The sequence below is a fragment of the Oxalobacteraceae bacterium OTU3CAMAD1 genome (assembly GCA_024123915.1).
Taxonomy (GTDB): Bacteria; Pseudomonadota; Gammaproteobacteria; order Burkholderiales; family Burkholderiaceae_D; genus Rugamonas.
The window spans coordinates 1289926-1316325 of the sequence record CP099650.1; the positions used below are offsets into that span (position 1 = coordinate 1289926).

Genomic DNA, 26400 nt, shown 5'->3' on the forward strand with positions numbered 1-26400 from the left:
GATTGGCGCATGCGGGCGGCGGGCTGTTGCATTTAACTCTACAATAGTCGGAAGCCAATATTGCAAGGAGCCGGCATGTCCTTCCTGATCGTCCTCGCCGCACTGTTGTTCCTGATGCTGGCCGCCTATCGCGGCTACAGCGTGATCCTGTTCGCGCCGGTGGCCGCGCTCGGCGCGGTGCTGCTGACCGATCCGGGCGCGGTGGCGCCGGTGTTCAGCGGCATCTTCATGGACAAGATGGTCGGCTTCATCAAGCTGTACTTCCCGGTGTTCCTGCTGGGCGCGGTGTTCGGCAAGCTGATCGAACTGTCCGGCTTTTCGGAATCCATCGTCGTCGCGGCGATCCGCTACATCGGCCGCACGCGCGCCAACGCCGTCATCGTGCTGGTGTGTTCGCTGCTGACCTACGGCGGCGTATCGCTCTTCGTGGTGGTGTTCGCCGTCTATCCGTTCGCCGCCGAGCTTTACCGTCAGAGCAACATCCCCAAGCGGCTGATGCCAGGCGCCATCGCCCTGGGCGCGTTCTCGTTCACCATGGACACCTTGCCGGGCACGCCGCAAATCCAGAACATCATCCCGACCACGTTCTTCAAGACCACCGGCTGGGCCGCGCCGTGGTTGGGCACGATCGGCGGCATCGCCACCCTGGCCGCCGGCCTGGCCTTCCTGGAATGGCGGCGCCGCTCGGTGATGGCCACCGGCGAGGGTTACGGCGTGGAAGACAAGGCCAAGCCGGCGGCGGCCGGCGGCACGCCACAGCGCGGGCTGCCGCATCCGCTGCTGTCGGTGGCGCCGCTGTTGCTGGTGGGCGTGGTCAACTTCGCGCTGACCAAAATGATCCCCGGCTGGTATGGCGAAACCTACGCGCTTACCGCCGACGCCTTGCCCGGCCTGCATGCGACGATCACCACGCCGATCAAGACGCTGGTCGGCATCTGGGCGGTGGAGGGGGCGCTGCTGCTGGGCATCATCTTCGTGGTGGTGACGGCGTTCGGGCGGGTGCGCGACGCCTTTGCCGAGGGCACCAAGGCGGCCGTCGGCGGCGCACTGCTGGCGGCGATGAACACGGCCTCCGAGTATGGCTTCGGCGGCGTCATCGCGGCGCTGCCCGGTTTCGTCGCCGTCAGCCACGCGCTCAAGAGCGTGCCCGATCCGCTGGTCAACGCGGCAGTGTCGGTGACCACCCTGGCCGGCATCACCGGTTCGGCCTCGGGCGGCATGAGCATCGCGCTGGCGGCGATGTCGGACCAGTTCATCCGGGCGGCCGAGGCGGCGCAGATTCCTCTGGAGGTGATGCACCGCGTGGTGGCGATGGCCAGCGGCGGCATGGACACCTTGCCGCACAACGGCGCCGTCATCACGCTGCTGGCGGTGACGGGGCTGACACACAAGCAATCCTACCGCGAGATCTTCGGCATCACCATCATCAAGACGGCGGCGGTGTTCTTTGTGATCGCGGTTTACTATTTGACCGGGCTGGTTTAGCCGGCACCTTCACGGTCACCGTAAGCGGTGGCGGATACTGTTTTTGGCAGTTGGGACAGAAGAAGCTGCGGCGCTTGGTCTTGCCCAGATGGCCTTTGTGGAACGGCAGGTCGCAGCGCGGGCAGACGCGCTTGGTGTGCGCCAGCCAGTGCTGCTTGAGCACGAAGGCTTTCTTCCATTCCAGAAAATCGAAACTGTATTCGCGCGCCTGCGCCACCAGCTCGCGCAGCTTGGCCGCCGGCAGCGCGCCCACCGTCGACAGCGGATGGACGCGGATGCGGAACAGCACTTCGTTCTTGATGATGTTGCCGACGCCGGCGAAGATGTCCTGGTCGAGCAGCGCGTCGCACACGAGGGTGTCCGGCGCGGCGCGCAGCTTCTTCAGCGCGGCGGACGCCGACCAGTCGTCGGACATGACGTCGCCGCGCCAGTCGTAGTGGCTGTCGAGCTCGCCTTCTATCGTCTTGACCGAGCAGGTGTAGAAGTTCAGCTCCTCGCCATCGTCGAACTCCAGGCTCAGGCGCGGCGTCGCGTCCTTGCGCTCGTTGATGCGGTAGCTGCCGAACATCAGCAGGTGGATGCGTAGCGCCATGTGGGGCAGCTGGATCAGGAAGTGCTTGCCCCAGCTGCGCAGGTCCAGCACCGGCTGGCCGCGCAGCGCCGCCATGTCGACACCCTTGGTGTTGCCGCTCGCTTGCACGATGGTTTTACCGATGAAGCCGGCCGTCTGCTCGCGCATGATGACGATCGATGGTCCTTCGGGCATGGAATACTCCGGTCGTGTTGGAAGGATCAGTTTGCGCCGGCCGGTCCTTGCTTACTGTTCGACGGTTCACTTAGCAACCCGCACGGCGCTCAGCCTGGGGTCGTACCCGGTGGGGTACGACCCCGCCGTACCGGGTTTGTTTGCCGTACTTGTGGTTTCATGGCAGTATTGCCGATCTGTTTGCCATGGAGGTTTACCTTGAAACACACGCTGCTCATTACTGCCTTGCTTGCCGCCGGTCTGGCGCAGGCCGCCGCCGGTCCCGAATTCAGCCCGCAGAAATTGTCGCAAGACGTCAAGGTGCTCGCGTCCGACGAATTCGAGGGCCGGGGGCCGAACACCGCCGGCGAAACCAAGACCGTCAACTATCTGATCGAGCAATTCAAGGCGGCCGGCATGCAGCCGGGCGGCGATCCGGTCAAAGGCAAGAAAGGCGAGCGCAGCTGGACGCAGGACGTGCCGCTGGGCCGTTTCGAGATCAAGGGCCCGGTCAAGCTGTCGGTCAAGGACGCCAAGGGCAGCCAGGAACTGAAGCAGGGCGACGACCTGGCCGTGCGCGCCTCGATGAGCGGCGCCAAGATGGTCGACTTCAAGAACGCGCCGCTGGTGTTCGTCGGCTACGGCGTGACCGCGCCGGAGCGCAAGTGGGACGACTTCAAGGGCGTGGACCTGAAGGGCAAGCTGGCGGTGGTGCTGATCAACGATCCCGATTTCGAGACCGGCGAGGGCGAGTTTGGCGGCAAGGCCATGACCTACTATGGCCGCTGGACCTACAAGTATGAGGAGATGGCCAAGCGCGGCGCGCTCGGCACCATCATCGTGCACGAGACGGCGCCGGCGTCGTATGGGTGGCCGACGGTCAAGAATTCCAACACCAACGTGATGTACGACATCGTGCGCAAGAAGCCGTCCGAGGCGCACGCGCCGATGGAGGCCTGGATACAGCGCGATCTGGCGGTCGACCTGTTCAAGCGCGGCGGCCAGGATTTCGAGGCGCTTAAGAAACTGGCGCAGACGCGCGACTTCAAACCGGTGCAGCTGAAGGACGTGACCTTGTCGGCAAACTACGCGGTCGACGCGCAGGTGATCACGTCTAAAAACGTGGCCGCCCGCATGGTCGGCGCCAGCAAGCCAGACGAGACCGTGATCTACAGCGGCCACTGGGACCACCTTGGTGTCGGCTTGCCGAACGCCAAAGGCGACAAGATCTACAACGGCGCGGTCGACAACGGCACCGGCCTGGCCGCGCTGCTGGAACTGGCGCGCGCCTACGGCAAGGCGCCGGCGCCCGCGCGCAGCGTGCTATTCCTGGCCGTGACGGCCGAGGAGAAGGGCTTGCTGGGCTCGGAATACTACGCGCAGAATCCGTTGTACCCGCTGGCGCAGACGGTCGGGGTGATCAATATGGACGCGTTGAGCCCGCAGGGCGTGTCGCGCAACTTCACCATCTCCGGCAGCGCAAAGGTCGAGCTGCTCGACCAGTTGATCGCCAAGGCCAAGGAATGGAACCTGGTCTACTCGGCCGATCCGAAACCGGAGGCGGGCTACTTCTTCCGCTCCGACCACTTCCCGTTCGCCAAGCGCGGCGTGCCGGCCATTTCCTATGGCTCGGGCAATGATTTCGTCGACGGTGGGCTGCGGGCCGGCAAGCAGGCCGAGGAGAGCTACACCACCAACAACTACCACCAGCCGTCGGACGAGTGGAGCGCGGACTGGTCGTTCAAGGGCATGGCGCACGACCTGGGGATGCTGTACTCGCTGGGCCGCGACCTGGCCGAGTCGAAGGCTTGGCCGAACTGGGCGCCGGACGCCGAGTTCCGCGCCGCCCGCGACAAGACGGAGGCGAAGCGTAAATAGTTTTATGTTTAACTAAAATGCAATAAAATGGTTGCGCGCCGGCCAGAGTGCCGGCGCGCTTTTGCAGGTCCATTCCCAACCAGGAGCTCACCGCATGACCATGTCCATCCGCCGTACCACGATCGCGGCGTCCGTCGCCATGTCCGTCGCCCTGCTTGCCGCTAGCGCAGTGCAAGCCGCCGAAGCCGCCAAGCCGGCCGCGACCAAATCGGCCAGGTCCGACATCGCCATTCCCGATATTCCGTACACCAAGTTCGTGCTGAAAAACGGCCTGACCCTGCTGGTCCACGAGGACCACAAGACGCCGGTGGTGGCCGTCAACACCTGGTACCACGTCGGCTCCAAGAACGAGAAGCCCGGCAAGACCGGCTTCGCCCACCTGTTCGAACACCTGATGTTCAGCGGCAGCGATAATTTCAACAAGACCTACATCAACGCCATGCAGCAGATCGGCGCGACCGACCTGAACGGCACCACCAATCCCGACCGCACCAACTACTTCCAGAACGTGCCGACCTCGATGCTGGACTTCGCGCTGTTCGCCGAGAGCGACCGCATGGGCCATCTGCTCGGCGTGCTCGACAAGAAAAAGCTGGACCTGCAGCGCGGCGTCGTGCAAAACGAAAAGCGCCAGGGCGAGAACCAGCCGTACGGCGTGACGCGCCAGCTGCTGACCGAGAACACCTGGCCGGCCGGCCATCCGTATTCGTGGACGACGATCGGTTCGATGTCCGACCTCGACGCGGCCTCGATGACCGACGTGCAGGAATGGTTCAAGGCCAACTACGGTCCGAACAACGTGGTGCTGGTACTGGCCGGCGACATCACGCCGGAACAGGCGCGCGAGAAGGTCGAGAAGTACTACGGCGACATTCCGGCCGGCCCGCCGCTGGCCAAACATAAAGAATGGATCGCCAAGCGCACCGGCACCCATCGCGGAACGGTCGAGGACCGGGTGCCGCAGGGCCGCATCTACCGTGTGTGGAACGTGCCCGGCGCGCACACCGCGACCGAACCGCTGCTCGACCTGGCCGCGCAGGTGCTGGGCGGCGGCAAGACGTCACGCTTCTACAAGCGCCTGGTCTACAAGGACCAGCTGGCGAGCGACGCCAGCGCCGGCAACAACAGCTCCGAAATCGCCGGCCAGTTTTATGCCGTGCTGACCGCGCGCCCCGGCGCCGATGTGGCCAAGATGGAAGCGATCGCCGACGAGGAATTGCGCGCGCTGATGAAGTCCGGCCCGACTGCCGCCGAGCTGGAGATCGCCAAGACGGCCATCCTGGCTTCCTACACCCGCATCGTCGAGCGTGTCGGCGGCTTCGGCGGCAAGAGCGATTTGCTGGCAAGCTGCACCACCTACACCGGCAATCCGGACTGCTACAAGGAATATCTGGCGGCCGTGAAGGCGGCCACGCCGGCGCAGGTCAAGCAGGCGATGAACGCGTGGCTGGACGATGGCGATTACGTGCTCGAAGTCAAACCGTTCGCGACCAATTTCGCCACCACCGCCAAGCTGGACCGCAGCAAGCCGCCCGCGCTGGGCAAGGCCGAATCGCTGAACCTGCCGCCTATGCAAAAGGCCACCTTATCGAACGGCCTGAAGGTGGTCCTGGCCGAACGGCACGCGGCGCCGGTGGTCAACTTCTCGATGATGGTCGATGCCGGTTACGCGTCCGACTCGCAGGAGTTGCCGGGACTGGCGAGCCTGGCGACCAACATGCTCGACGAAGGCACGGCCACGCGCAGCGCGGCCAAGATCAGCGAGGAATTCGAATCGCTGGGCGCCAACTTCTCCGTCAGCACCAATCTGGACGGCGCCTCCGTGCAGCTCAACGCGCTCAAGGCGACGATGCCGAAGGCGCTGGACGTCTACGCCGACGTGCTGTTGCGTCCGGCCTTCGCGCAGAACGAGCTGGACCGCTTGAAGAAGGATCAGCTGGCCGCGATCCAGCGTGAAAAAGCCAATCCGTCGACGATGGCCTTGCGCGTGATTCCGTCGCTGGTGTACGGCAAGGGCCACGCCTATTCGCTGCCGCTGACCGGCAGCGGCACGGAGGCGTCCGTCGCCCGCATCGGCCGCGACGACCTGGCCAAATATCACCAGGCCTGGTTCAAGCCGAACAACGCGACCTTGCTGGTGGTGGGCGACACCACCTTGGCCGAGATCACGCCGCTGCTGGAAAAAGCGTTCGGCGGCTGGAAGGCCGGCGAGACGCCGAAAAAGAACATCGCCCAGGTGGCGCCGCTCGACAAGCCGGTGGTCTACCTGATGGACAAGCCGGGCGCGCTGCAAAGCGTGATCTACGGCGTGCAGCTGGCGCCGCCGCGCAACTCGCCGGACGCGGTGCAGCTTGGCGTGGTGAACAACATCTTCGGTGGCAACTTCGGCTCGCGCATCAATATGAACCTGCGCGAGGACAAGCACTGGTCGTACGGCGTGCGCTCCAGCCTGTCGCCGGCGCTGGGCCAGCGTCTGTACATGAGCACGTCGCCGGTGCAGAGCGACAAGACCAAGGAGGCGCTGCAGGAACTGGTGCGCGAATATGGCGATATCGCCGGCGCCAAGCCGATCACCGCCGCCGAACTGGGCGAGGCCAAGAGCAACGAAACCCTCGCGCTGCCGGGCTCGTTTGAAACGGCTGGCCAGCTGGCCGGCGCCTACAGCACCATCCTGCAGTACAAGCTGCCGGAGACCTACTACAACACCTTCACCGACACGGTGCTGGCGATGACGCCGGAGCAAGCCAACGCGCTGGCCGCGCGCACCATCGCGCCGGGCAAGCTGGTGTGGGTGGTGGTGGGCGACATGAGCAAGGTCGAGAGCGGCGTGCGCGAGCTCAAGCTGGGCGAAGTGCGCAAGATCGACGCCGACGGCAATCCATTGTAATCACGCCGGGAGTCGCAAAAATCCCCGCCCGCTTGAAGCCGGCGGGGATTTTTTTTGTCGGGGAGAGATTCCGCCAATAAACCACGTAGGGCGGATTAGCGAAGCGTAATCCGCCATGTATGAGCCGCCACCGCAGCGTTTATCAGCCGCATTGTCAGCGGGCAAGCTCCGCAGCCTGCTCCGGTTGATAGACCACCTCAAGAATGCGCACCCGCACCAGTTGCCCGTCCGGACGCGGCCAATCGATGGCGTCGCCCACGGACAGGCCCAGTAGCGCGCTGCCGATCGGCGTGAGGATCGAGATCGCATCGGCGGTGTTGGCCAAGTCTCGCGGATACACCAAGGTCAGGCGCAGTTCCTCGCGCGGCGCGTCGATCTGGAAGCGCACGGTCGAGTTCATGGTGACGACGCCGGCCGGCATTTCCTGCGGCGCGACGATCTCGGCGCGGCCAAGCTCCTCCAGCAGTCCCTCGTGCGCGGCGGCCTCGGCGGGCGGCAGGGCGTCGAGCAGGATTTCGAGCCGTTCGGCGTCGAGCGATGAAACAATGATTTTTGGTTGCATGATGATAGCTCCAGATAAATGGTCGCAGTAAAGCGGGGGTGCGACGAACATGGCAAAGCCGCGTGCGATCGCGTGTCAGATTGTTACTGTGGGGTGGCTCGGCAGTGCGAAGAAGACCGGGTGGTCTCTCGGGCGCTTACCGAGCCCGGGAAAGGCCGGCTGAGTGTCGCGCCGTTGGGGCGGCCGCAGGCGATACTCCCTCGTTCAGGGACGAACAATGATTCTTCGCGGGAATGCGGAACATGTTCATGAGGAAATCAGTATCGAAGGTGCCTGGAACCAGTATAACCCATGGCCCCGCAGCGCACCGGCCGCCTGGAATCGCCGTCTCAAGGAGCCGTCCCGGCGGTGCCGGATTGCCAGCCGCGCAGCTTGCGGATCGCTTCTTCCTTGAATTTGGCTTCGATCTCGATATACGGCGCGTGGACATAGCAGGCCGGCATCACATCGATCAAATCGGCGTGCTGGCGGTCGTTGAAGCCGTCGCGGCCGTTGGAGATGTGGACCAGTTGCTGCGCCGGGTCGGCCCAGGTGGCGCGCGCCTTCGTCAGCATCTCGGCCACGCTCGGATCGTCGTAGCTGGGCAGCCGTTCGTGCACGATGTGATGATGCGCATCGAACACCATCGGCACGCCGCTGCGCAGGCAAATGTCGTGGATCTCGGCGGCGCTGTATGCGTACTCGTCGTTTTCCAGTCCGAGCCGCAGCCGAATCGCGTCCGGCAGCGCGGCGATGCGCTCGACCAGCGCGTCGGCCCGGCCCGCCTTGCCGCCGTGGATCTCCAGCAGCGCCCACGGCGAGCGCGGCTGTTGCAGCAGATCCATGATGTCCGCGTGCATCTGCAGGATCTTGACGCTGTTGGCGACCACGCCGGCCGAGTCCGAGCTGAGGACGACGAACTGATCGGGATGCATGACCAGCCGGATGCCGCGCTCGGTCGCGTAGCGCCCCGAGGCTGCCAACGCATCGCTCAAAGGGCGTAGTGTTTCGCGCCCGACATCCTCGTCGGCAAAGGGGAAGATCGAGGACAGGATGCGGTAGAGGGAAATCGATTCGCGCTCGCAGTAGCGCAACGCCTTGTCGAAGGTTTGAATGTTGTCCCGGTAAATCTCGTCGAGCAGCTTGCGCTGCCCGTCCGGCGACAATTCCAGCAAGCGCTTGCGCGTGACCATGCGGTAACGTACGTCTTTCGACTGGGTGATGCAGACAAGTCCGAGTTGAGGGCGCATGGTCGTGCTCCTTGGCGCTGGCCGCCAGCGTATCGCGAGTTTAGCAGCGACGCGCCGGCGGCCGCGCCACGTTGCTACTCCAGCGCCTCTTTCAACCCCGGCGCGAACTCGGCGCCGTGCTTGACTTGCGCGGTCGACGTCTTGAGCGCCTTGCCGATCGGCTCGGCGCGCCCGCTCAGGCACTTGGCCAGGAAGTTCTCGGTCACCGCGTTGAAGGCGATGTTGTTGACCGGGCGCGCGAAGCCGTGGCCTTCGTCCGGGAACACCACGTAGGTGACCGGAATGTTCTTGGCCGCCATCGCCTCGACGATCTGGTCCGACTCGGCGATGTTGACGCGCGGATCGTTGGCGCCCTGGCCGATCAGCAGTGGCCGCTGGATATTGGCGGCGAAGTTGAGCGGCGAGCGTTCCTTCAGCAGCGCCTTGCCTTCCTCGGTGGTCGGGTCGCCCATGCGCTTGTAGAATTGCTGTTTGCCCGCTTCCCAGTACGGCGGGATCGTCTTGAGCAAGGTGAACAGGTTGGACGGGCCGACGATGTCGACTCCGCACGCGAACGTGGTGGGCGTGAACGCCAGTCCGGCCAGGGTCGCGTAGCCGCCGTAGGAGCCGCCCATGATGGCGACCTTGTCGGCGGTGGTGACGCCGCTCTTGACGGCCCAGTCGACCGCGTCGATCAGGTCGTCGTGCATCTTGCGGCCCCATTGCAGGTCGCCGGCCGAAATGAATTTCTTGCCGAAGCCTGTCGAGCCGCGGAAGTTCACCGACAGCACCGCGTAGCCGCGGTTGGCGAGCCACTGGTGGTAGCCGTTGTAGCCGTAGCCGTCGCGCGCCCACGGGCCGCCGTGCACCAGCAGCACCATTGGCGCCGGCTTGGCCGGTTTGCCCGCGTCGTTGGCGTTGGCCGATTTCGGCAGGGTCAGGTAGGACACCAGGGTCAGGCCGTCGCGCGACTTGATCTCCTGCGGATACATCTGCGCCAGCGGCGCACCCTCCAGCTCCGGACGCGTCACGTACAACTTGGTCAGGCGCTTGCCCTTGCGCTCGTACAGCCAGGTGGCCGGCGGCGCCGTGACGGAATCGACAGTCACCAGCCATTTGTCGTCGGCCTCGGTGCGCGTGCCCACGGTGAACTGGCCCTTGATGTTCTTCTTCAGGAAGTCGAGATCGGCTTTGAGGGCCGGTGTCAGCGCCACGTATTCCTGCTTGAGGTAGTCGACGCTGTAGGCCTGGGCCGCGCCGGTTTTCGGATCGTACAGGGCGTTGGCGATATCGGCCCTTGCGTCCTGCGCGACGATCGTGGTCTTGCCGGTGGCGACATCCTGCGCCACCAGCGCAGAGGTATTGCGGCCGCGCGAATCGGTCCAGTACAGCGTCTTGCCGTCGGCGGTGAAGGTCAGCGGCGCGGTGGTCTGCGAATCGTCCAGGCCGACATCGGCCAGCGGCTCGCCATCGGGCTTGCCGTCCTTGAGGCGGAGATAGGTGGTGCCGCCGTCCGGGCGCGCTTTCTCGGCCACGCGCAGGTTCAGCTGCTCGTCGGCCAGGAAGCCCGCGTAGCCGTCGTTTTGCAGCAGCAAGGTCAGTTTGCCGGTGGCCAGCTCCAGGCTGTAGACGTCATGCCAGCGCGCATCGCGGTTGTTCAAGCCGATCAGCACGCGGTCCTTGACCTTGTTGCTGTAGGCGATGGGCCGCACGCGGGTCTTTTCGAACGGCGTGAGGCTGGTTTGCTTGCCGCTGACGACATCGACGCCATACAGCAGGAAATTCTCGTCGCCGCCCTTGTCCTGGATGAACATCAATTGCTTGGAATCGGGCGACCAGATGGCGGTGCGGATGGGCCGCGTTTTCTCCTCGGTCAGCGCGCGGGCTTTGGCCGGATCGGCGGCCGGCGCCACCCACACGTTGAGCACGCCGTCGCGCGGCGCCATCCACGACAGCCACTTGCCGTCCGGGCTGAGGCGCCCGCCGGTTTTGCTGGGATTGCCGAAGATCTTGGCGCGCTCGATCAGCGGCACGTCCGGCGCGGGCGCGTCGGATTGTGCCGGGGACTGGGCGTGGACCGGCAGCATGGTGGCGAGCACGGCGGCGGACAGCAGGTAGCGCTTCATATGGACCTCATCGTTGTGGAAAGAATGAAAAAATCACAAGACGATGATAGACCAAGACGGAGTTGCAAGGTTGACCATGCGACAGGCCGCGCGATCCGCGGTATGGATGGGCTTTTGCAGGCGGGGATCGTACCCCTCGTGTTAGCCGCTACGACACGATCCCTTGTTCAATGCGACCCAGCGTATCGAGCACAAGCTCGTCCCCGGCCGGGGTGCCCAGTAGCGAAAGAGGGGTCACCCCGCCCAGAGACCTGATTTCCTGGTTTAGCCAGTATTTGGCCGATTGCTCATCTTCAAATACGGCGAGCGCACGCAGCCATACTTTTCAGCGCGCGACTTCGTCGTGTTTTCAGATAGCTGGTCCATTTTTAAAAGCCGGTCTGGCGATTAGCCAAAAAGTTTGCCCCGCAGTAGACTTAGACCTTGCTCCAGCAATTCGTTCTGCGGTATCTGGCCGCCGGGCGTAAGCTTGTCGATAATTTGCGGCAGCAACTGGGCCAGGCCGGTGGCGGCGTGTTCGGGTTCGATGCCGGCGTGCTGGGCGATCTGGGAGACCTTGTCGGCGCCCAGCGCGTCGGCGATCTGGTTGCCGGACACCGGGACGTTCTCGCCGGTGCCGATCCATGACGCGACCTGATCGGCGATTCCGCTCGATTGCAGCTGCTGCAAAATACCTTGCAGGCCGCCGGCATTGTTAATCAAGCCCATCACACCACCGAGCAGATCGCTTTGGGAGACGGAGTCCTGCTTCTGGGCGCCCAGCGAACCGATGACTTGCCCTGCCAGTTGATCGAGTAATCCCATCATTTGCTCCTAGAGGTGGTGGTTGAAAACGCGCAATACCGCGTAGTTGTCATAACCATTAGAGCACAAGTTTACTCAAGTGGCTTACCAATTCGGACCAGGCCCGATTTCGGCTGATGTCTCGTAAGTGTTAAGGACCCTCATTACCTCGGCATCTTGTGCGTACTTTTTCTTCGCTGCGCGCATATAGGCATCGAAACCATCACACTGCCCGAATTTCTCGCAGTCGCTTTTCCATTGCGCGACATAACGAACGTCGGCTGGTAGCACATGCGTTTGTTCGTCTGCTCGGCGGTCCCGGCAGGCATTGGACCATCGCTCAACTTTCATCTCGCTGATTTGTTCTCCTTGTGTCTGCACACGCAGACATGCTTTTCCCTTGACGTACTGCAGGGTGCAAAAGGACTTTCCGACACTGCAGTAATCGACCTCCGGGTATCCACTCTGGACAAGCAAGCGATCAAGTCCCATGTATTCGCCAGAGGAAGCATGGGAACCCGGATCTGCCCTCCAACCGTCCGCGTGGAGCCGTGTCTGTGCCTCGACGAATTTCTCGCCAACCTGTGGCATAGCCGAATCAGCATGCGCGAGCGAAGCGCAGCCTATAAGGACCGTAAGTGTGATTGCGATCTTAATCACTTGGTCGTTCCTCCTGCAGCTTTATATGCCGCCTCGAAGCGATCGAATTCGACATATGGTTGGTTGTAGCGGCCCGGTTTTCCTCTTCCCTCTGGCAGCGCAGCCCATTGTTTCGATGCTTGAGAGAGGCCAGCCTCGATGTCTCCGTCTTTAATTTTATCAATGACGCTACGCGCTTGAAGCATTGATACTGCGATGAGGTCTTGCGTCTCCGGCGTAAAGTCCGTCAGCCCCATGCGACGTTCACCGTGATCTTGCCACGTGACTTTGTTGATTTGATACATGCCTGAGGCCGTGGTCACGCCACCGCTCCCAGGACCTGGGTGCGTCGAGTAGTCGGTAAAGCGCCAAGGGTCTTTTTTCTTTCCTTTCACCGCACCGTATTTGAAGTCATACCCGCCGCCTTCGGCATCGGCTACCGCCTTGAGAAACGCTTTGATGTTGGGATTCTTCAGGTGTTCCCTCATCTCGGCCAATCGCTGTTCCTTGTTTCGCTTGATACGCACCAACTTTGCTTCGGCATCTTCGCGTGGAGTCGTGTTTCTGGTCGCACGATGATGAAGGGGGCGGCCGGAAGGAGAGGTGATTGTTGTCGTCATTTAGCCCTCACGAATAGATGTCAACGGTTTCTGCTTCCATCGTGGTCGTAAGCAGATGAGTCCTTCCTTCCGCGTCCGTAACGCCGAACTCCAACTGGCCGTTTGCCCGCCGTATCGCATACTCGGTGTTCGGCATGGGCCTATCGGTATCCTCATCAAATAGGACAAATCTGTCGTCGAAAAATTTGTCATCATTCTTCCGTGTCACGGGATCCTGTTGGGAAGATGTCGACGTGTCCCCCTTGCCGGGAGCACTGAGCTGTTGACATCGGAGAGACTGATTCGGCACCAGGCGAGGTAGAGCGGGGCATCCGCAGAGGCAAAGGTCATCTTCCAATGCCACTTTTTTGCCGTTCCAAAGCTCGGGAATACGTGGTTCCATGCAACGTATCTTCCCTTGGGATTTGCAGACAGGGCAGAAAACCAAATCGTTTTCGAGAGCAATCGGGGAACCGTTGATGCTGCCATTACTAGACGCCGAAATGACCTTGCCGCCCGCCGTGGTGGTTGCCCCTAGCGTAATTGTGTAGCGCTTCATACTTTCTCCCCGCATGCACAGTGCATGGCCAATAGGAAATTATTTGGCTGACCGTAAGAACGTGGTTTGCGCAATCGCAGAAAACATGCGGTTGGCAGTCCTGTTTGCAGTTTACGGCTGCGCGATTTGACGTGGCCGAAGCGGCACTCGACCAGGCTGTAGAAGGCCAGCAGATGTAGATGTTTAGCGCTAGACGCGTCACGCCTACGTGCCGGGACCTGCTGGTCAGCTTGCGCGGCGATGTTCCAGAAAGTGCTGTTAGAATTTGCAATCGTCTTCCGCCCCCCCCCCCCCCAATTTGCAGGAGTATACAAATCCTACCCTTTTTAGTCAGAACGGCGATTCGCCTGCCCAAGCTAACGGCCACGGTTGCATTGGTCGTGCTGTTTGCATTGGCCGGGACGATGGCCTATACCGGTTTCCTGGTCGTCGGCGTATTTGCCGATCAACTTGGCACGGGCCGGTTTGTCGCGGGCCTGCTGCTTGGCGCTCTTTTTGCGAGATTTCCCTGGATAAGCAACGGTAAGCCGCGCATTGTCGGCCTGTTACCGAAACCGGTCCGTCGCCCGCTCATCGTGAGCATCCTGGCACTGTGCTTGTTGCACTTTGTCTGGCAAGGCGACTACGTGCCCGCACTGTTCATCGGGGTCACGACGGCGTTTCTTCTGTCCTTCCCGTGGTTGCGGCGCGCTATATTCGATCGCCTGCTGGGCTCCGTCTTCAAATTCACTGGCCGCAACTCTGTCAAGCCCACCGACGACACGGTGATCGATGGCGAATTCAGGGAAAAGAAAGAATAAGGGGGGGGGGAGAAACAAAAAAGCCACCCGAAGGTGGCTTTTTAATATTCTTGGTGGCCCGGGGCGGAATCGAACCACCGACACAAGGATTTTCAATCCTCTGCTCTACCAACTGAGCTACCAGGCCAAGGAGCAGAATTATAGCAGGCCGGAGCGAAATTGCAAGGAACAATTTCTCGCGCACACAAACGCTATAATGGGTGGATGAATAATCCATCGTCCCCGCCGCGCGTTATCGAGAGTGACATTTGCATTGTTGGCAATGGCGCGATTGCAAAGACCACCGCGCTCGGCCTGGCCCAGTCCGGCCTGAGCGTCGCCTTGCTCTGTCCTCCGCCATCGCCGCCGTCCGCGCCGGCCGGCGCCTCCACCGCCGCCGATCCAGGCTGGGACGCCCGGGTCTACGCCCTGAACCACACCGCCCGCGATTTGCTGTCGTCGCTGAAGGTCTGGGACGCGCTCGACGCCGCCCGCGTGGCGCCGGTCGACGCGATGATCATCCAGGGCGACGGCGCCCGCGCCGGCGACCTGGCGTTCGACGCCTACGGCGCCCACACCGGCACCCTGGCCTGGATACTGGAAGACCGCAACCTCGGGCAGGCGCTCGACGCCGCCCTCAAATTCGCCCGCAACGTGACCCTGGTCCATGGCCGGGCGGCGGAGCTGGTGCGCGGCGACGACCACGCCACCGTGCGGCTGGACGACGGCGCCAGCGTCAGGGCGCAGCTGGTGGTGGGCGCCGACGGCGCCGATTCCTGGGTGCGCGGCCAGTGCGACATCGGCCTCGATTACCGCAGCTACGCCCAGCGCGCCGTGGTGACCAACTTCGATTGCGAAAAACCCCACCATGGCGCCGCCTTCCAGTGGTTCACCGGCGCCGAGGGCATCGTGGCGCTGCTGCCGCTGCCCGGCAACCGGGTGTCGCTGGTGTGGTCGGCGCCGGACCTGCTGGCCGACCGGCTGCGCGAGGAATCGGCCGCGCAGATCGCCGAGCGCCTGGCCGTCTACGCCGCCGAAAAACTGGGCGCCCTGACGCCGCTGCAGCCGGAGCTGGTGCGCGATTTCCCACTGCGCCTGCTACGCCCGCACACGATGACGTCGCCGCGCGTGGCGCTGGTCGGCGACGCCGCCCATGTGGTCCATCCGTTGGCCGGCCATGGCATGAACCTGGGCTTCGCCGACGTGGCGCAGCTGATGAAGACCCTGGCCGAGCGCGAACCGCAGCGCGGCGTCGGCGACGACCGCGTGCTGGCCCGCTACGAACGCGCCCGCAAGGAAGACGTGCTGCTGATGCAGCTGACCACCGATGGCCTGGCGCGCCTGTTCGGCGCCGACATAGAACCCTTGCGCGTGGTCCGCAATTTGGGATTAAACTTGTTGGATAAATTACCTGTGCTGAAGCGCCGCTTGATCTCTCACGCCATGGGCAAGTGAGTGGAAAAAAGGCGGCGGCATGGACTGTCAGTAGTCACCGGAGATGTCATGAAAAAAAGTAAGTTCGTTTTGCTGTTGTTGTCTGTGATGATGGCGTCTTGCGGCCAGGCTCAAACCTCGCCGACCGAGGAAGAGATCAAGAAGCTGGTCGAGCCGCGCCTGGGCGAGGGCGTGAAGGTCGATTCGGTCAAGGCCACGCCTTACGCCGGCCTGTACGAAATCCGCATGGGTAACGAGATCCTCTACACCGATAAAACCGGCACCTATGTGTTCAACGGTCATATCTTCAACCTGACCACCGGCACCGATCTGACGCGCGAGCGCATCGACGATATCAACAAGATCAAGTTCTCCGATCTGCCGCTGGACAAGGCCCTCAAGACCGTTAAGGGCGACGGCTCGCGCGTGATCGCCGTGTTCGAGGATCCGAACTGCGGCTACTGCAAGCAGTTCCGCAAGACCACGCTCAAGGACATCGACAACGTCACCGTCTACACCTTCATGTACAACATCCTGCGCGAGGACTCGTTCACCAAGTCGGCAGGCGTGTGGTGCGCGACGGACCGCAACAAGGCCTGGGACGACTGGATGTTGAACGGTAAGGCGCCGGCGACCGCCGCCGAATCCTGCAAAACCCCGAACCAGGACGTGCTGGCGCTGGGCCGCAAACTGGGCGTGTCCGGCACCCCGTCGATCTTCTTCGCCGACGGCTCGCGCATTCCCGGCGCGGTCGACACCAAGGCGCTGGAGGCGAAGTTCGCCAAGCTTAAACAGTAAGCTTCAGCCGATTTGCCAGGGGACCCAAGCGGTCCCCTAAAAATATATCTATAAGCGGTTTCCCTCCAGGAGAATTGAAATGATCACCTTGAATATCAACGGCAAGGACGTGCAGGTCGACGCCGATCCATCGACGCCGATTTTATGGACGCTGCGCGATAACCTGAACATGACTGGCACCAAGTTCGGTTGCGGCGCGGCGCTGTGCGGCGCCTGCACCGTGCACCTGGCCGGTGAACCGATCCGCTCGTGCGTGACGCCGATTTCGGCCGCTGTCGGCCAGAAGATCACCACCATCGAGGCCATGGAGAACGACAAGATCGGCAAGGCCGTGCAGGACGCCTGGGTCAAGCTCGACGTGCCGCAATGCGGCTACTGTCAGAGCGGCCAGATCATGAGCGCGACCGCGCTGCTGCGCACGAACAAAAAGCCGTCGGACGCCGACATCGACAACGCCATGAGCGGCAATATCTGCCGGTGTGGCACCTATCAACGCATACGCGCCGCCATTAAAGACGCCGCCAGTACCATCGCTTAAAGGAGCACCGTATGCGTATCGAATGGATTAATCAGGAAAACATGGCTTCGTTGGCCTCGTTGGCTTCGGGCTCCGCGCCGGTGGCCGCGGATGCCGCCGGCCTTTCGCGCCGCAGTTTCATGAAAGCCGGCGCCGTCGCCGGCGGTGGACTGGTGCTGGGCTTTTTCCTGCCCGGCGCGGGCCGCCTCGCCAACGCGCAGCAGCCGGCCAAGGTCTATGAGCCGAACGCCTTCCTGCGCATCGCGCCGGATAACACGGTGACGGTGCAGGTCAACCGCATCGAAATCGGGCAGGGCGTGCAAACCTCGCTGCCGATGCTGATCGCCGAGGAGCTGGACGCCGACTGGTCGAACATGGTCGGCGCGCTGGCGCCGGCCGGTGAACAATACAAGGACCCGATCTTCGGCATCCAGATCACCGGCGGCTCGGGCAGCATTGCCCACTCGTATATCCAGTACCGCGAAATCGGCGCCAAGGCGCGCGCGATGCTGATCGCGGCGGCGGCCGAGCAGTGGAAGGTGCCACCGGAGCAGGTCAAGACGGCCAAGGGCATCTTGACCGGCCCGGCAGGCCAGACGGCCACCTATGGCGCGATAGCCGATGCGGCCATGAAGCAGCCGGTGCCCGCCAGCGTCAAGCTGAAGGACCCGAAGGACTTCACGATCATCGGCACGCCCGTCAAGCGCCTGGACGCGACGGCGAAATCGAACGGCAAGCAGCAGTTCGGCATCGACTTCAAGGCGCCGAACAGCAAGGTCGCCGTGGTGGCGCGGCCGCCGGTGTTCGGCGCCAAGGTCGCCAAGTTCGACGCCAGCAAGGCCAAGGCCATCAAGGGCGTGATCGAAGTGCTGCAGGTATCGACCGATCGCGGCGGCAGCGGCGTGGTGGTGGTGGCCGACGGCTACTGGCCGGCCAAGATGGGCCGCGAGGCGCTGGTCATCGACTGGGACACCAGCGGCGTCGAAAAAGTCAGCAGCGACAAGCAGTTGGCCGAGTTCAAGACCTTGGCGCGCAAACCCGGTACCCCCGTGCGCAAGGCCGACACCTCCAAGCTGGCCGGCGCGGCGAAGAAGATCTCCGCCGTCTACGAGTTCCCGTATCTGGCGCACGCGCCGATGGAGCCGCTCAATTGCGTGGTCGACCTGCGCGCAGACGGCTGCACCGTGTGGGCCGGCACCCAGTTCCAAACCTTCGACCATGGCGCCATCGCCGCCACCGCCGGCCTGAAGCCGGAGCAGGTGGTGCTGAACACGATGACTGCCGGCGGCGGCTTTGGCCGCCGCGCGGTGCCGAGTTCCGACTATCTGGTCGAAGCGGTCAATATCGCGAAGGCCTGGAAGGCCGCCGGCAAGACCGAACCGGTCAAGGTGGTGTGGAGCCGCGAGGACGACATCAAGGGCGGTTACTATCGGCCGTCGCACGTGCACCGCGCCGACATCGGCATGGATGCCAAGGGCGGCATCGTCGCCTGGGACCACGTCATCGTCGGCCAGTCGATCATCACCGGCACGCCGTTCGAGCATGTGATGATCAAGGACGGCGTCGATTCGACCATGGTCGAGGGCATGGGCGAGCCGTACGAGGTGCCGCTGAACCTGAGCGCGCACGCGGTCAAGGCCAATGTCCCGGTGCTGTGGTGGCGCTCCGTCGGCGCAACCCACACCGCCTACGTGATGGAGACGCTGATCGACGAAGCCGCGCACGCGGCCAAGATGGATCCTGTCGCCTACCGCAAAAAGCTGATGGGCGAGAAGGGCAAGCGCCACGTTGCGGCGCTGGAGCTGGCGGTCGCCAAATCCGGCTATGGCAAGAAGGCTTTGCCCAAAGGCCAGGCGTGGGGCGTGGCGGTGCACGAAGCCTTCGGCACCGTGGTGGCTTATGTCGTGGTGGCGTCGGTGAACAAGGACGGCACGCCCAAGCTGAACAAGGTCACTGCCGGCGTCCACTGCAACACGGCCGTCAATCCGCTGACGATCGAAGCGCAGATCCAGGGCGCGGCGTTGATGGGGCTCGGCATGACCTTGCCCGGCGCCGCGATCACGATCAAGGACGGCGTGGTGGACCAGCAGAACTTCAGCGACTACACGGTGGCGCGCATGACCGACATGCCGGTCATCGACGTGCATATCGTGCCGTCCAACGATCCGCCGACCGGTATCGGCGAACCTGGCTTGCCGCCGCTTGCGCCGGCCTTCGCCAACGCTTTGTTCAAGTTGACCGGCAAGCGCCTGCGCAAGCTGCCGTTCGATTTGAGCACGGCCAAGGCGTAAGGCGCATGGCGCTGACGGGTATTTTGCTGGCGGCCGGACGGGGAAAGCGTTTCGATCCGTCCGGCGTTCAAAACAAGCTGCTGCAAACCGTGGACGGCGCCACTGGCGACCTGGTGGTCGCGGCCAGCGCGAAGAACATGCTGGCCGCGCTGCCGCGCGTGCTGGCTGTGGTGCGGCCCGGTGACGACAAGGTGGCGGCGCTGCTGGGCGCCCTCGGATGCGAGGTGCGCGTATGCGCCGACGCCGATCTGGGTATGGGCGAGTCGCTGACGACGGCGATCGAACACACGAAGGGCGCAGAAGGCTGGGTGATCGCGTTGGGCGACATGCCCTACGTGCAGCCGGAAACCATCCGCGCGCTGTCCGCCACGGTGGAGCGGGGCGCGCGCATCGCGGCGCCCGTGCATGAACGGCGGCGCGGCAACCCGGTCGCCTTCAGCAGCTTTCATTTGCCGCTGCTGCTGGCGCTATCCGGCGACCAGGGCGCGCGCGCGATCCTGAAAAGCCATGCCGTGAGCGAGGTGGTGGTCGACGACGCCGGCGTGGTGCGCGATATCGATACGCCAGGCGATTTGCGCGGCGCTGCATAAACATAGGACCTCAACACAAGGACCGACATGAAAAAACCGAACAAGAACCCCGCCATCGCCTACAGCATCGTCGGTCACGATCTGGCGGCGCACCTGTTCCACGTCACGCTGACGGTGGACGCGCCGGCGCCGGACGGCCAGATATTCGCGCTGCCGGCCTGGATACCGGGCAGTTACATGATCCGTGAGTTTTCACGCAATATTGTGCGCATCCGCGCCGAGTCGAACGGCGAACCGGTCGCGCTGACCAAGCTCGATAAACACTCCTGGCAGGCGGCGCCTCAAACGGACCCGCTGAAAACCGGCCCGTCGCCGCTCACGCTGCACTACGAAGTCTACGCCTGGGATTTGTCGGTGCGGGCCGCGCATCTGGACCAGAACCACGCTTTCTTCAACGGCACCAGCGTGTTCCTGCGCGTGCTGGGGCAGGAAGACCAACCCCACGTGGTTGACATCCAGCGTCCCGCCGACGAGGCGGCGCAGACGTGGCGCGTGGCGACGTCGCTGCCGGAGCTGAAGGCCAAGCGTTATGGTTTTGGCACGTACATCGCCGCCGACTACGATGAATTGATCGACCATCCGGTGGAGCAGGGCGATTTCGCGCTGGCCACCTTCAAGGCCCACGGCATCCCGCACGACATCGTCATCAGCGGCCGGGTGCCGAACCTGGACCTGGCGCGCCTGAGCGCCGACCTGAAAAAGATCTGCGAGACCCAGATCGCCTTCTTCGAGCCGAAATCGAAGCAGGCGCCGATGAACCGTTACGTCTTCATGACCCTGGCGGTCGGCGACGGCTACGGCGGCCTGGAGCACCGTGCCTCGACCGCGCTGATCTGCGCCCGCGCCGATTTGCCGAGCACCACCGCCACCAGCAAGGACATCAGTGACGGCTACCTGCAATACCTGGGCTTGTGCAGCCATGAGTATTTCCATACCTGGAACGTAAAGCGCATCAAGCCGGCGGCCTTCGCGCCTTACAATTTACAAGTCGAAAACTACTCACCGCTACTGTGGCTGTTCGAAGGCTTCACCAGCTATTACGACGACCTGATGCTGGTGCGCGCCGGCGTGATCGCCGAGCCGGCCTATTTCAAGTTACTGGGAAAAACCATAGCCAGCGTGCTGCGCGGTAGCGGCCGCACCAAACAAAGCGTCGCCGAGTCCAGCTTTGATGCATGGGGTAAATATTATCGCCAGGATGAAAATGCGCCCAATGCAATCATTAGTTATTACACGAAAGGTTCGCTGATCGGCCTAGCCCTGGATTTGAGTATCCGTGCTAAAACCGGCGGCAAGAAATCGTTGGACGATGTGATGCGCGCATTATGGCAGCGTTACGGCCGCGACTTTTATAACGGCGGCGGACGCGGTGTAACCCCGGCCGAGGTGGAAGCGCTGTTCGATGAAATCAGCGGTGGGCGTTTCAAACCATTCTTCGATAAATATATACGCGGTACCGAGGATGTGCCGCTGGCTAAAATGCTGGCGCCGTTCGGCGTTAAATATAGCGACGAGCGTAAAACTTCAAAACCGAGCCTGGATGCGAATATCGGCCGCGACGGTAATGATTGCAAATTATCGAGTGTCCATGAAAATGGCGCGGCGCATTTGGCGGGTTTGTCGGCGGGTGATTTATTGGTCGCCATTGATGGTTTGCGCGTGAATGCGACCAATCTGGAAACGCTGCTCTCGCGCTACGGCGTCGGCTCGAACGTGGAGGTGCATGCCTTCCGTCGGGACGAGCTAATGACTTTCAGTATGACGCTGCAGGGTGAACGGGTACCCGGCATCACCTTGGGGTTGGACCCGGTCGCCAAAAAATCGACGGGTCCGCTGCGCCCCAGCGCCGTCCGCTAGGCCCTCAATCGCCGCCACCGCCGCAACGGTTCACCGTTTTGCTGGCGCTGGCGGTTTCTTTTCGCCAATTTCATGCCAAATATTGGCACGTAATAACCAAAATCCGGCATGCGCTGACGCGTCGGTGTCATATTCTTGTGCAATGCAGCGTTTTTGAGGGGCTTAATTTTCCGGCAAGTGTCGAAGTGGTTTAGAATTTAACCATAACTCTCTATTGGTCAGCTACCGATTCGCAAGTTATGCCACTCGATCCCGCCACTATTGTTTTGATGTCGACCGTAATGGCCGTTGCGATGAGTGTCGTCCTCTATTCCGCCCATTCAAGTTTTCCCAGAGAAATCAAAGGCCTGAAGCAATGGGCGATCAGCCTGGTGTTGCTGGCGTTCGGCTCGGGAATTTACGCATCGACCAGCGGACTGCTCGGCAATATATTGTCGCCTCTGTGCGCCAATGCCGTTATTCTGTGGGGGCTTGGTTTCGGGCTGATCGGCACGCAGATGTTTTACAGCCGCGAATGCTCGTGGTGGTTATTCCATTTCGTGTGGGCTTTGGGAATGGTCGCCAGCGGGTATTACGTGATTGTTAATCCTGATTATTCAGGGCGCCTCGCCATCTTTTCCATTCTGGCGTTTGTTTTTTATTCCTATCAGGTCGTGCTGATATGGGGATATGGCGAACGCCATTTCTCGACCGTGTTTTTCGGCTTGCTGATGTTATTCCAGTCGGTGGTGGTGCTGATACGGGGCGTTCTGGCGATGACCCATAGCAGCGACGATATGAATTTATTCGTCAGCGGCCCGAATCAAAACCTGTATCTGCTCACCAGTCATTTCATGACGTTGTTATTAACGGTAGGATTCATGACGGTCGCCACCCGCCGTTTGCAGACGATACTGGAGCGCCGCTCGACCCTGGACCCGCTCACGCAGGTGCTCAATCGGCGTGGTTTTAACGAGGTCTATGCCAAGGAACACGCGCTGATGCGCCGGGAACAGACGGTCATGACGATGCTTAGCATCGATCTGGATTACTTCAAGGCGATCAATGATTGCTATGGACATTCAACGGGTGATCGGGTTTTAACCGACGTGGCGTCGGTGATCGCGAAGGCGCTGCGGGCCTCCGATCATGTCGCCAGGTTCGGTGGCGAGGAGTTCGTCGTGCTGTTGCCGGCCACCGGCCTGGAGCGCGCGCACCATGTCGCCGAGCGTATACAAACAGTGTTGAGGGCGCCGCGTTCCGAAACGGAGAGCGAACAGAGCGCGGCGGCGGCCGCCTTGCCGCCCTATACGGTCAGCATCGGCATCGCCTGCCAGGTCAGTCCGGATGAGGATTTAGACAACATTTTACTGCGTGCCGACCGGGCGCTGTACTGCGCCAAGGAGCGCGGCCGCGACCGCATAGAGATCGCCGCCGAGGCGGTTTTACCGCTGCACGCGTCCGCGTAGCTTCCGCTTAGCTGAACAGGCGGCTCAGCTCGGCGCCCGGATCGGGCGCGCGCATGAAGGCTTCGCCCACCAGGAAGGCGTGGACATTGGCGTCGCGCATCAGCTTGACGTCTTCCGGCACCATGATGCCGGACTCGGTGATTACCAGTTTTTCCGGCGGAATGCGGTCCAGCAGGCCGATGGTGGTCGACAGCGACGTTTCGAAGGTGCGCAGGTTGCGGTTGTTGATGCCCACCATGGCGGTGTTCAGGCGCAGGGCGGCGGTCAGTTCGTCGCCGTCGTGGGTTTCGACCAGCACGCCCATGCCCAATTCGTGGGCGCAGGCTTCCATTTCCGCCATCAGGCCGTGGTCCAGGGCGGAGACGATCAGCAGGATCGCGTCCGCGCCCATCGCGCGCGCTTCGTAGATTTGGTAAACGTCGATCATGAAGTCCTTGCGCAGCACCGGAATCGCGCAGGCGGCGCGCGCCTCCCGCAGATAGGCCTCGGAGCCCTGGAAGAATTGTTCGTCCGTCAGCACCGACAGGCACGCGGCGCCATTGGCCGCGTAGCTGACGGCGATGTCGGCGGGGCGGAAGTCGGCGCGGATCACGCCTTTCGACGGCGAGGCTTTTTTCACTTCGCTGATGATGCCGGCCGAACCGGCGGCGATCTTCTGGCGCAGGCTGGCCTCGAAGCCGCGCAGGTCGGCGCGCAGTTCGGCGTTGCCTTCGACGTCGGCGCGCAGGCTGGCGAAGCCGCGGTGTTTTTTGGCGGCGGCGACTTCGTCGGCTTTGACTGCGAGGATTTTATTCAGAATGTCGGACATGATGGACCTAGGATGATTGTTGTTCCGCCAGCGCCAGGCGCAGGCCAAGTGCGACGAAAAGGCCGCCGGTGACGCGGTTGAGCCAAAGGGCGACCAGCGGCTTGACCTTGAGCCGCGCGCTGGCGAAGGCCGTGAAGACGGCCAGACCGTGACAGCATAGCATGCCGTTGAAATTGAAGATGCAGCCCAGGATGATGAACGCCAGCGGTTTGCTGGCCGAATCGGCCGAGATAAACTGCGGCACGAACGCCAGGAAGAACAAGGCGACCTTGGGGTTCAGCACATTGGTCAGAAAACCCTGGAAGAAGATCTTACGGTACGGCAGACGCGTGGCGGCCGCAGCCGCCGCCCCTGCGTCATCGGTCTGCGCTTCGGCCTCGCCGCGCAGTTTGGCGCGCAGCATGCCGATGCCGACGTAGATGATGTAGGCCGCGCCCACCCACTTGACCACCGTGAAGGCGGCGGCGGACGTCGACAGCAGCGCCGATAAACCCAGCGCGGCGGCGAAAATATGGATCATCGTGCCGGCGCCGATGCCCAGCGCGGCGGCCGAACCGGCGCGCCAGCCCTGGGTCGCGCTGCGCGTCATGATCAGCAGCGAATCGGGGCCGGGCATGATGTTGAGCAGCAGGCCGGAGATGATAAACAGCGTCAGGTCGTGGATGCCGTACATGATCGCCGCCCCTTAGTTGGTGGAGGCGAGGCTTTGCGTGACCTGCACGAACTGCTCGATCTTCTTCAGCGCGTCGCCGGAGTTGATCGCCACGCGCGCGCGCGCCAGGCCGTCCTCGATCGAGCTGGCCACGCCGGCCGCGTACAGCGCGGTGCCGGCGTTGAGCGAGACGATGTCGAACGCCGCGCCAGGTTCGCCGCGCAGCGCTTCCATCATCTTCGCCTTCGATTCGGTGGCGTTGGCCACTTTCAGATTGCGGCTGGCGATCATCGGCAGGCCGAAGTCCTCGGGATGGATTTCGTACTCGCGGATTTCGCCGTCGATCAGTTCACCGACCAGGGTGCCGGCGCCCAGCGACACTTCATCCATGTTATCGCGGCCGTAGACGACGATGGCGTGCTGCGCACCGAGGCGCTGCAACACGCGCACCTGGATGCCCACCAAATCGGCGTGGAAAACGCCCATCAGGATGTTCGGCGCGCCGGCCGGATTGGTCAGCGGTCCCAGGATGTTGAAGATGGTGCGCACGCCCAGTTCCCTGCGCACCGGCGCGGCGTGCTTCATCGCCGCATGGTGGTTGGGCGCGAACATGAAGCCGATGCCGGTCTGCGCGATCGATTGCGCGATCTGCTCGGGCTTCAGGTTGATGTTGGCGCCCAGCGATTCGATCACGTCGGCGCTGCCGGACGACGACGACACGCTGCGCCCGCCGTGCTTGGCCACGCGGGCGCCGGCCGCCGCCGCCACGAACATCGAGGCGGTGGAGATGTTGAAGGTGTGCGCGCCGTCGCCGCCGGTGCCGACGATGTCGAGCAGGCCGGTGGTGTCGGCCATCGGCACCTTGGTGGAGAATTCGCGCATCACTTGCGCGGCGGCGGCGATTTCGCCGATGGTTTCTTTTTTCACGCGCAGGCCCATGGTCAGGGCCGCGATCATCGACGGCGACATTTCGCCGGACATGATCTGGCGGAACAGGTGCAGCATCTCGTCGTGGAAAATCTCGCGGTGTTCGATGCAGCGCAGCAGTGCTTCTTGATGGGTGATAGCCATGGCAATTCCTTCTTTAATTTGTAGAGCGCGAAACCCGCAGCCCGCTTTGGGCGATACGCATGCCGTTCAGTTAGGGGTCTGACCCCAAGGGGTCAGACCCCGCATGGCGGTGCGGGTTTGCTAGCGAACCAGGAAGTTCTTCAGCAGTGCGTGACCGTGTTCCGACAGGATGGACTCGGGATGGAATTGCACCCCCTCGATGTCGTAGTCCTTGTGGCGCACGCCCATGATTTCACCGTCATCGGTCCATGCCGTCACTTCGAGGCAGGACGGCAGCGAGCTGCGTTCGATTGCCAGCGAGTGATAGCGGATCACCGTGAACGGGGAGGGCAGGTCCTTGAAGACGCCCACGCCCGTATGCGCGATTAAAGAAGTTTTGCCATGCATGACCTGCTTGGCGCGTATGACCTTGCCGCCGAACGCTTCGCCGATGGCCTGGTGGCCGAGGCACACGCCCAGGATCGGCTTTTTGCCGGCGAAGTGCTTGAGCACTTCGATCGAGATGCCGGCCTGCGACGGGTCTTTCGGACCCGGCGAAATACAAATATGGTCCGGGTTCAGGGCCTCGATTTCCGCGATCGTGATTTCATCGTTGCGGTACACGCGCACATCCTCACCCAGCTCGCCGAAGTACTGCACGATGTTGTAGGTGAAGGAGTCGTAGTTGTCGATCATTAGCAGCAT

Annotated in this window: 24 protein-coding genes and 1 tRNA gene; 11 read left to right on the forward strand and 14 right to left on the reverse strand. The window is 62.7% G+C overall.

The window, feature by feature from the left end:
• Positions 1 to 75 precede the first annotated feature (75 nt).
• On the forward strand, positions 76 to 1485 hold the full coding sequence (locus NHH88_05465) for a GntP family permease (protein USX15248.1): 1410 nt from the start codon (positions 76 to 78) through the stop codon (positions 1483 to 1485).
• Here NHH88_05465 and NHH88_05470 read toward each other — a convergent pair.
• Positions 1427 to 2251 (reverse strand): endonuclease, encoded by an 825-nt coding sequence (locus tag NHH88_05470; GenBank protein ID USX15249.1) that lies wholly within the window; start codon positions 2249 to 2251, stop codon positions 1427 to 1429. The two genes, NHH88_05465 and NHH88_05470, sit on opposite strands and share 59 nt — an antisense overlap.
• 198 nt (positions 2252 to 2449) lie before the next feature.
• On the opposite strand from NHH88_05470, the gene NHH88_05475 reads away from it, so the two are divergent.
• Together NHH88_05475 and NHH88_05480 are read left to right on the forward strand one after the other, a co-directional pair.
• Positions 2450 to 4108, forward strand: a complete 1659-nt coding sequence (locus NHH88_05475) for a M28 family metallopeptidase (protein USX15250.1) — start codon at positions 2450 to 2452, stop codon at positions 4106 to 4108.
• Between the two features lie 94 nt (positions 4109 to 4202).
• Positions 4203 to 6995, forward strand: a complete 2793-nt coding sequence (locus tag NHH88_05480; protein ID USX15251.1) for an insulinase family protein — start codon at positions 4203 to 4205, stop codon at positions 6993 to 6995.
• Between the two features lie 154 nt (positions 6996 to 7149).
• Here NHH88_05480 and rnk read toward each other — a convergent pair whose 3' ends face one another.
• The 8 genes from rnk to NHH88_05520 all read right to left on the reverse strand — a co-directional run bounded on the left by rnk (position 7150) and on the right by NHH88_05520 (position 13471).
• Positions 7150 to 7557, reverse strand: a complete 408-nt coding sequence (rnk, locus tag NHH88_05485) for a nucleoside diphosphate kinase regulator (GenBank protein USX15252.1) — start codon at positions 7555 to 7557, stop codon at positions 7150 to 7152.
• Between the two features lie 329 nt (positions 7558 to 7886).
• Positions 7887 to 8786, reverse strand: a complete 900-nt coding sequence (gene uvsE / locus NHH88_05490) for a UV DNA damage repair endonuclease UvsE (GenBank protein ID USX15253.1) — start codon at positions 8784 to 8786, stop codon at positions 7887 to 7889.
• A 74-nt stretch (positions 8787 to 8860) separates the two neighbouring features.
• Positions 8861 to 10891, reverse strand: coding sequence for a S9 family peptidase (locus NHH88_05495; protein USX15254.1), 2031 nt, complete (start codon positions 10889 to 10891; stop codon positions 8861 to 8863).
• A gap of 148 nt (positions 10892 to 11039) precedes the next feature.
• Complete coding sequence (locus NHH88_05500; GenBank protein ID USX17271.1) at positions 11040 to 11147, reverse strand: DUF2384 domain-containing protein; 108 nt, start codon at positions 11145 to 11147, stop codon at positions 11040 to 11042.
• 131 nt (positions 11148 to 11278) lie between these two features.
• Positions 11279 to 11695 carry a YidB family protein gene (locus NHH88_05505; GenBank protein USX15255.1) on the reverse strand — a complete coding sequence of 139 codons (417 nt, stop codon included), beginning with the start codon at positions 11693 to 11695 and terminating at the stop codon, positions 11279 to 11281.
• A gap of 84 nt (positions 11696 to 11779) precedes the next feature.
• On the reverse strand, positions 11780 to 12334 hold the full coding sequence (locus tag NHH88_05510) for a hypothetical protein (protein ID USX15256.1): 555 nt from the start codon (positions 12332 to 12334) through the stop codon (positions 11780 to 11782).
• Positions 12331 to 12933 (reverse strand): paar repeat-containing protein, encoded by a 603-nt coding sequence (locus tag NHH88_05515; GenBank protein ID USX15257.1) that lies wholly within the window; start codon positions 12931 to 12933, stop codon positions 12331 to 12333. The genes NHH88_05510 and NHH88_05515 overlap by 4 nt, the downstream gene beginning before the upstream one ends.
• 7 nt (positions 12934 to 12940) lie before the next feature.
• The gene (locus tag NHH88_05520) at positions 12941 to 13471 is read right to left on the reverse strand and encodes a PAAR domain-containing protein (protein USX15258.1); all 531 of its coding nucleotides are present in this window, start codon (positions 13469 to 13471) and stop codon (positions 12941 to 12943) included.
• Positions 13472 to 13851: 380 nt separating this feature from the next.
• Between NHH88_05520 and NHH88_05525 the strand changes: the two genes are divergently transcribed.
• Positions 13852 to 14271, forward strand: a complete 420-nt coding sequence (locus NHH88_05525; GenBank protein USX15259.1) for a hypothetical protein — start codon at positions 13852 to 13854, stop codon at positions 14269 to 14271.
• Between the two features lie 51 nt (positions 14272 to 14322).
• On the opposite strand, the gene NHH88_05530 is transcribed toward NHH88_05525, so the two are convergent.
• Positions 14323 to 14398: transfer RNA gene (locus NHH88_05530), tRNA-Phe, on the reverse strand.
• A 77-nt stretch (positions 14399 to 14475) separates the two neighbouring features.
• On the opposite strand from NHH88_05530, the gene NHH88_05535 reads away from it, so the two are divergent.
• From NHH88_05535 to NHH88_05565, 7 genes are all read left to right on the forward strand, one after another.
• Positions 14476 to 15705 (forward strand): FAD-dependent monooxygenase, encoded by a 1230-nt coding sequence (locus NHH88_05535; protein ID USX15260.1) that lies wholly within the window; start codon positions 14476 to 14478, stop codon positions 15703 to 15705.
• Between the two features lie 48 nt (positions 15706 to 15753).
• Entirely contained in the window at positions 15754 to 16482 is a 729-nt protein-coding gene (locus tag NHH88_05540; protein USX15261.1) for a DsbC family protein, read from the forward strand.
• A gap of 79 nt (positions 16483 to 16561) precedes the next feature.
• Positions 16562 to 17020 carry a (2Fe-2S)-binding protein gene (locus NHH88_05545; protein USX15262.1) on the forward strand — a complete coding sequence of 153 codons (459 nt, stop codon included), beginning with the start codon at positions 16562 to 16564 and terminating at the stop codon, positions 17018 to 17020.
• A gap of 11 nt (positions 17021 to 17031) precedes the next feature.
• Positions 17032 to 19290 carry a xanthine dehydrogenase family protein molybdopterin-binding subunit gene (locus NHH88_05550; GenBank protein USX15263.1) on the forward strand — a complete coding sequence of 753 codons (2259 nt, stop codon included), beginning with the start codon at positions 17032 to 17034 and terminating at the stop codon, positions 19288 to 19290.
• A gap of 5 nt (positions 19291 to 19295) precedes the next feature.
• Positions 19296 to 19880, forward strand: coding sequence for a nucleotidyltransferase family protein (locus NHH88_05555; GenBank protein ID USX15264.1), 585 nt, complete (start codon positions 19296 to 19298; stop codon positions 19878 to 19880).
• 27 nt (positions 19881 to 19907) lie between these two features.
• A complete protein-coding gene (locus tag NHH88_05560) occupies positions 19908 to 21737 on the forward strand; it encodes a PDZ domain-containing protein (protein USX15265.1) in 1830 nt (609 codons plus the stop codon).
• A gap of 239 nt (positions 21738 to 21976) precedes the next feature.
• Positions 21977 to 23185 carry a GGDEF domain-containing protein gene (locus NHH88_05565; GenBank protein USX15266.1) on the forward strand — a complete coding sequence of 403 codons (1209 nt, stop codon included), beginning with the start codon at positions 21977 to 21979 and terminating at the stop codon, positions 23183 to 23185.
• Positions 23186 to 23192: 7 nt separating this feature from the next.
• On the opposite strand, the gene trpC is transcribed toward NHH88_05565, so the two are convergent.
• The 4 genes from trpC to NHH88_05585 form a co-directional block, all read right to left on the reverse strand.
• Positions 23193 to 23993, reverse strand: coding sequence for an indole-3-glycerol phosphate synthase TrpC (gene trpC / locus NHH88_05570; GenBank protein USX15267.1), 801 nt, complete (start codon positions 23991 to 23993; stop codon positions 23193 to 23195).
• Between the two features lie 7 nt (positions 23994 to 24000).
• On the reverse strand, positions 24001 to 24666 hold the full coding sequence (locus NHH88_05575) for a LysE family translocator (GenBank protein USX15268.1): 666 nt from the start codon (positions 24664 to 24666) through the stop codon (positions 24001 to 24003).
• Between the two features lie 12 nt (positions 24667 to 24678).
• On the reverse strand, positions 24679 to 25716 hold the full coding sequence (trpD, locus tag NHH88_05580) for an anthranilate phosphoribosyltransferase (protein ID USX15269.1): 1038 nt from the start codon (positions 25714 to 25716) through the stop codon (positions 24679 to 24681).
• A 120-nt stretch (positions 25717 to 25836) separates the two neighbouring features.
• On the reverse strand, positions 25837 to 26400 hold the full coding sequence (locus tag NHH88_05585; GenBank protein USX15270.1) for an aminodeoxychorismate/anthranilate synthase component II: 564 nt from the start codon (positions 26398 to 26400) through the stop codon (positions 25837 to 25839).

Excerpts from the sequence above, each read along its gene's own strand:
- NHH88_05515 (USX15257.1), bottom strand. The coding sequence starts at position 12,933 with ATGACGACAACAATCACCTCTCCTTCCGGCCGCCCCCTTCATCATCGT.
- uvsE (USX15253.1), bottom strand. The coding sequence starts at position 8,786 with ATGCGCCCTCAACTCGGACTTGTCTGCATCACCCAGTCGAAAGACGTA.
- NHH88_05505 (USX15255.1), bottom strand. The coding sequence starts at position 11,695 with ATGGGATTACTCGATCAACTGGCAGGGCAAGTCATCGGTTCGCTGGGC.
- NHH88_05520 (USX15258.1), bottom strand. The coding sequence starts at position 13,471 with ATGAAGCGCTACACAATTACGCTAGGGGCAACCACCACGGCGGGCGGC.
- NHH88_05470 (USX15249.1), bottom strand. The coding sequence starts at position 2,251 with ATGCCCGAAGGACCATCGATCGTCATCATGCGCGAGCAGACGGCCGGC.
- NHH88_05550 (USX15263.1), top strand. The coding sequence starts at position 17,032 with ATGCGTATCGAATGGATTAATCAGGAAAACATGGCTTCGTTGGCCTCG.
- NHH88_05555 (USX15264.1), top strand. The coding sequence starts at position 19,296 with ATGGCGCTGACGGGTATTTTGCTGGCGGCCGGACGGGGAAAGCGTTTC.
- NHH88_05565 (USX15266.1), top strand. The coding sequence starts at position 21,977 with ATGCCACTCGATCCCGCCACTATTGTTTTGATGTCGACCGTAATGGCC.
- NHH88_05575 (USX15268.1), bottom strand. The coding sequence starts at position 24,666 with ATGTACGGCATCCACGACCTGACGCTGTTTATCATCTCCGGCCTGCTG.
- NHH88_05560 (USX15265.1), top strand. The coding sequence starts at position 19,908 with ATGAAAAAACCGAACAAGAACCCCGCCATCGCCTACAGCATCGTCGGT.
- NHH88_05585 (USX15270.1), bottom strand. The coding sequence starts at position 26,400 with ATGCTGCTAATGATCGACAACTACGACTCCTTCACCTACAACATCGTG.
- trpD (USX15269.1), bottom strand. The coding sequence starts at position 25,716 with ATGGCTATCACCCATCAAGAAGCACTGCTGCGCTGCATCGAACACCGC.
- NHH88_05465 (USX15248.1), top strand. The coding sequence starts at position 76 with ATGTCCTTCCTGATCGTCCTCGCCGCACTGTTGTTCCTGATGCTGGCC.
- NHH88_05540 (USX15261.1), top strand. The coding sequence starts at position 15,754 with ATGAAAAAAAGTAAGTTCGTTTTGCTGTTGTTGTCTGTGATGATGGCG.
- NHH88_05535 (USX15260.1), top strand. The coding sequence starts at position 14,476 with ATGAATAATCCATCGTCCCCGCCGCGCGTTATCGAGAGTGACATTTGC.
- NHH88_05495 (USX15254.1), bottom strand. The coding sequence starts at position 10,891 with ATGAAGCGCTACCTGCTGTCCGCCGCCGTGCTCGCCACCATGCTGCCG.
- NHH88_05545 (USX15262.1), top strand. The coding sequence starts at position 16,562 with ATGATCACCTTGAATATCAACGGCAAGGACGTGCAGGTCGACGCCGAT.
- trpC (USX15267.1), bottom strand. The coding sequence starts at position 23,993 with ATGTCCGACATTCTGAATAAAATCCTCGCAGTCAAAGCCGACGAAGTC.
- rnk (USX15252.1), bottom strand. The coding sequence starts at position 7,557 with ATGCAACCAAAAATCATTGTTTCATCGCTCGACGCCGAACGGCTCGAA.
- NHH88_05480 (USX15251.1), top strand. The coding sequence starts at position 4,203 with ATGACCATGTCCATCCGCCGTACCACGATCGCGGCGTCCGTCGCCATG.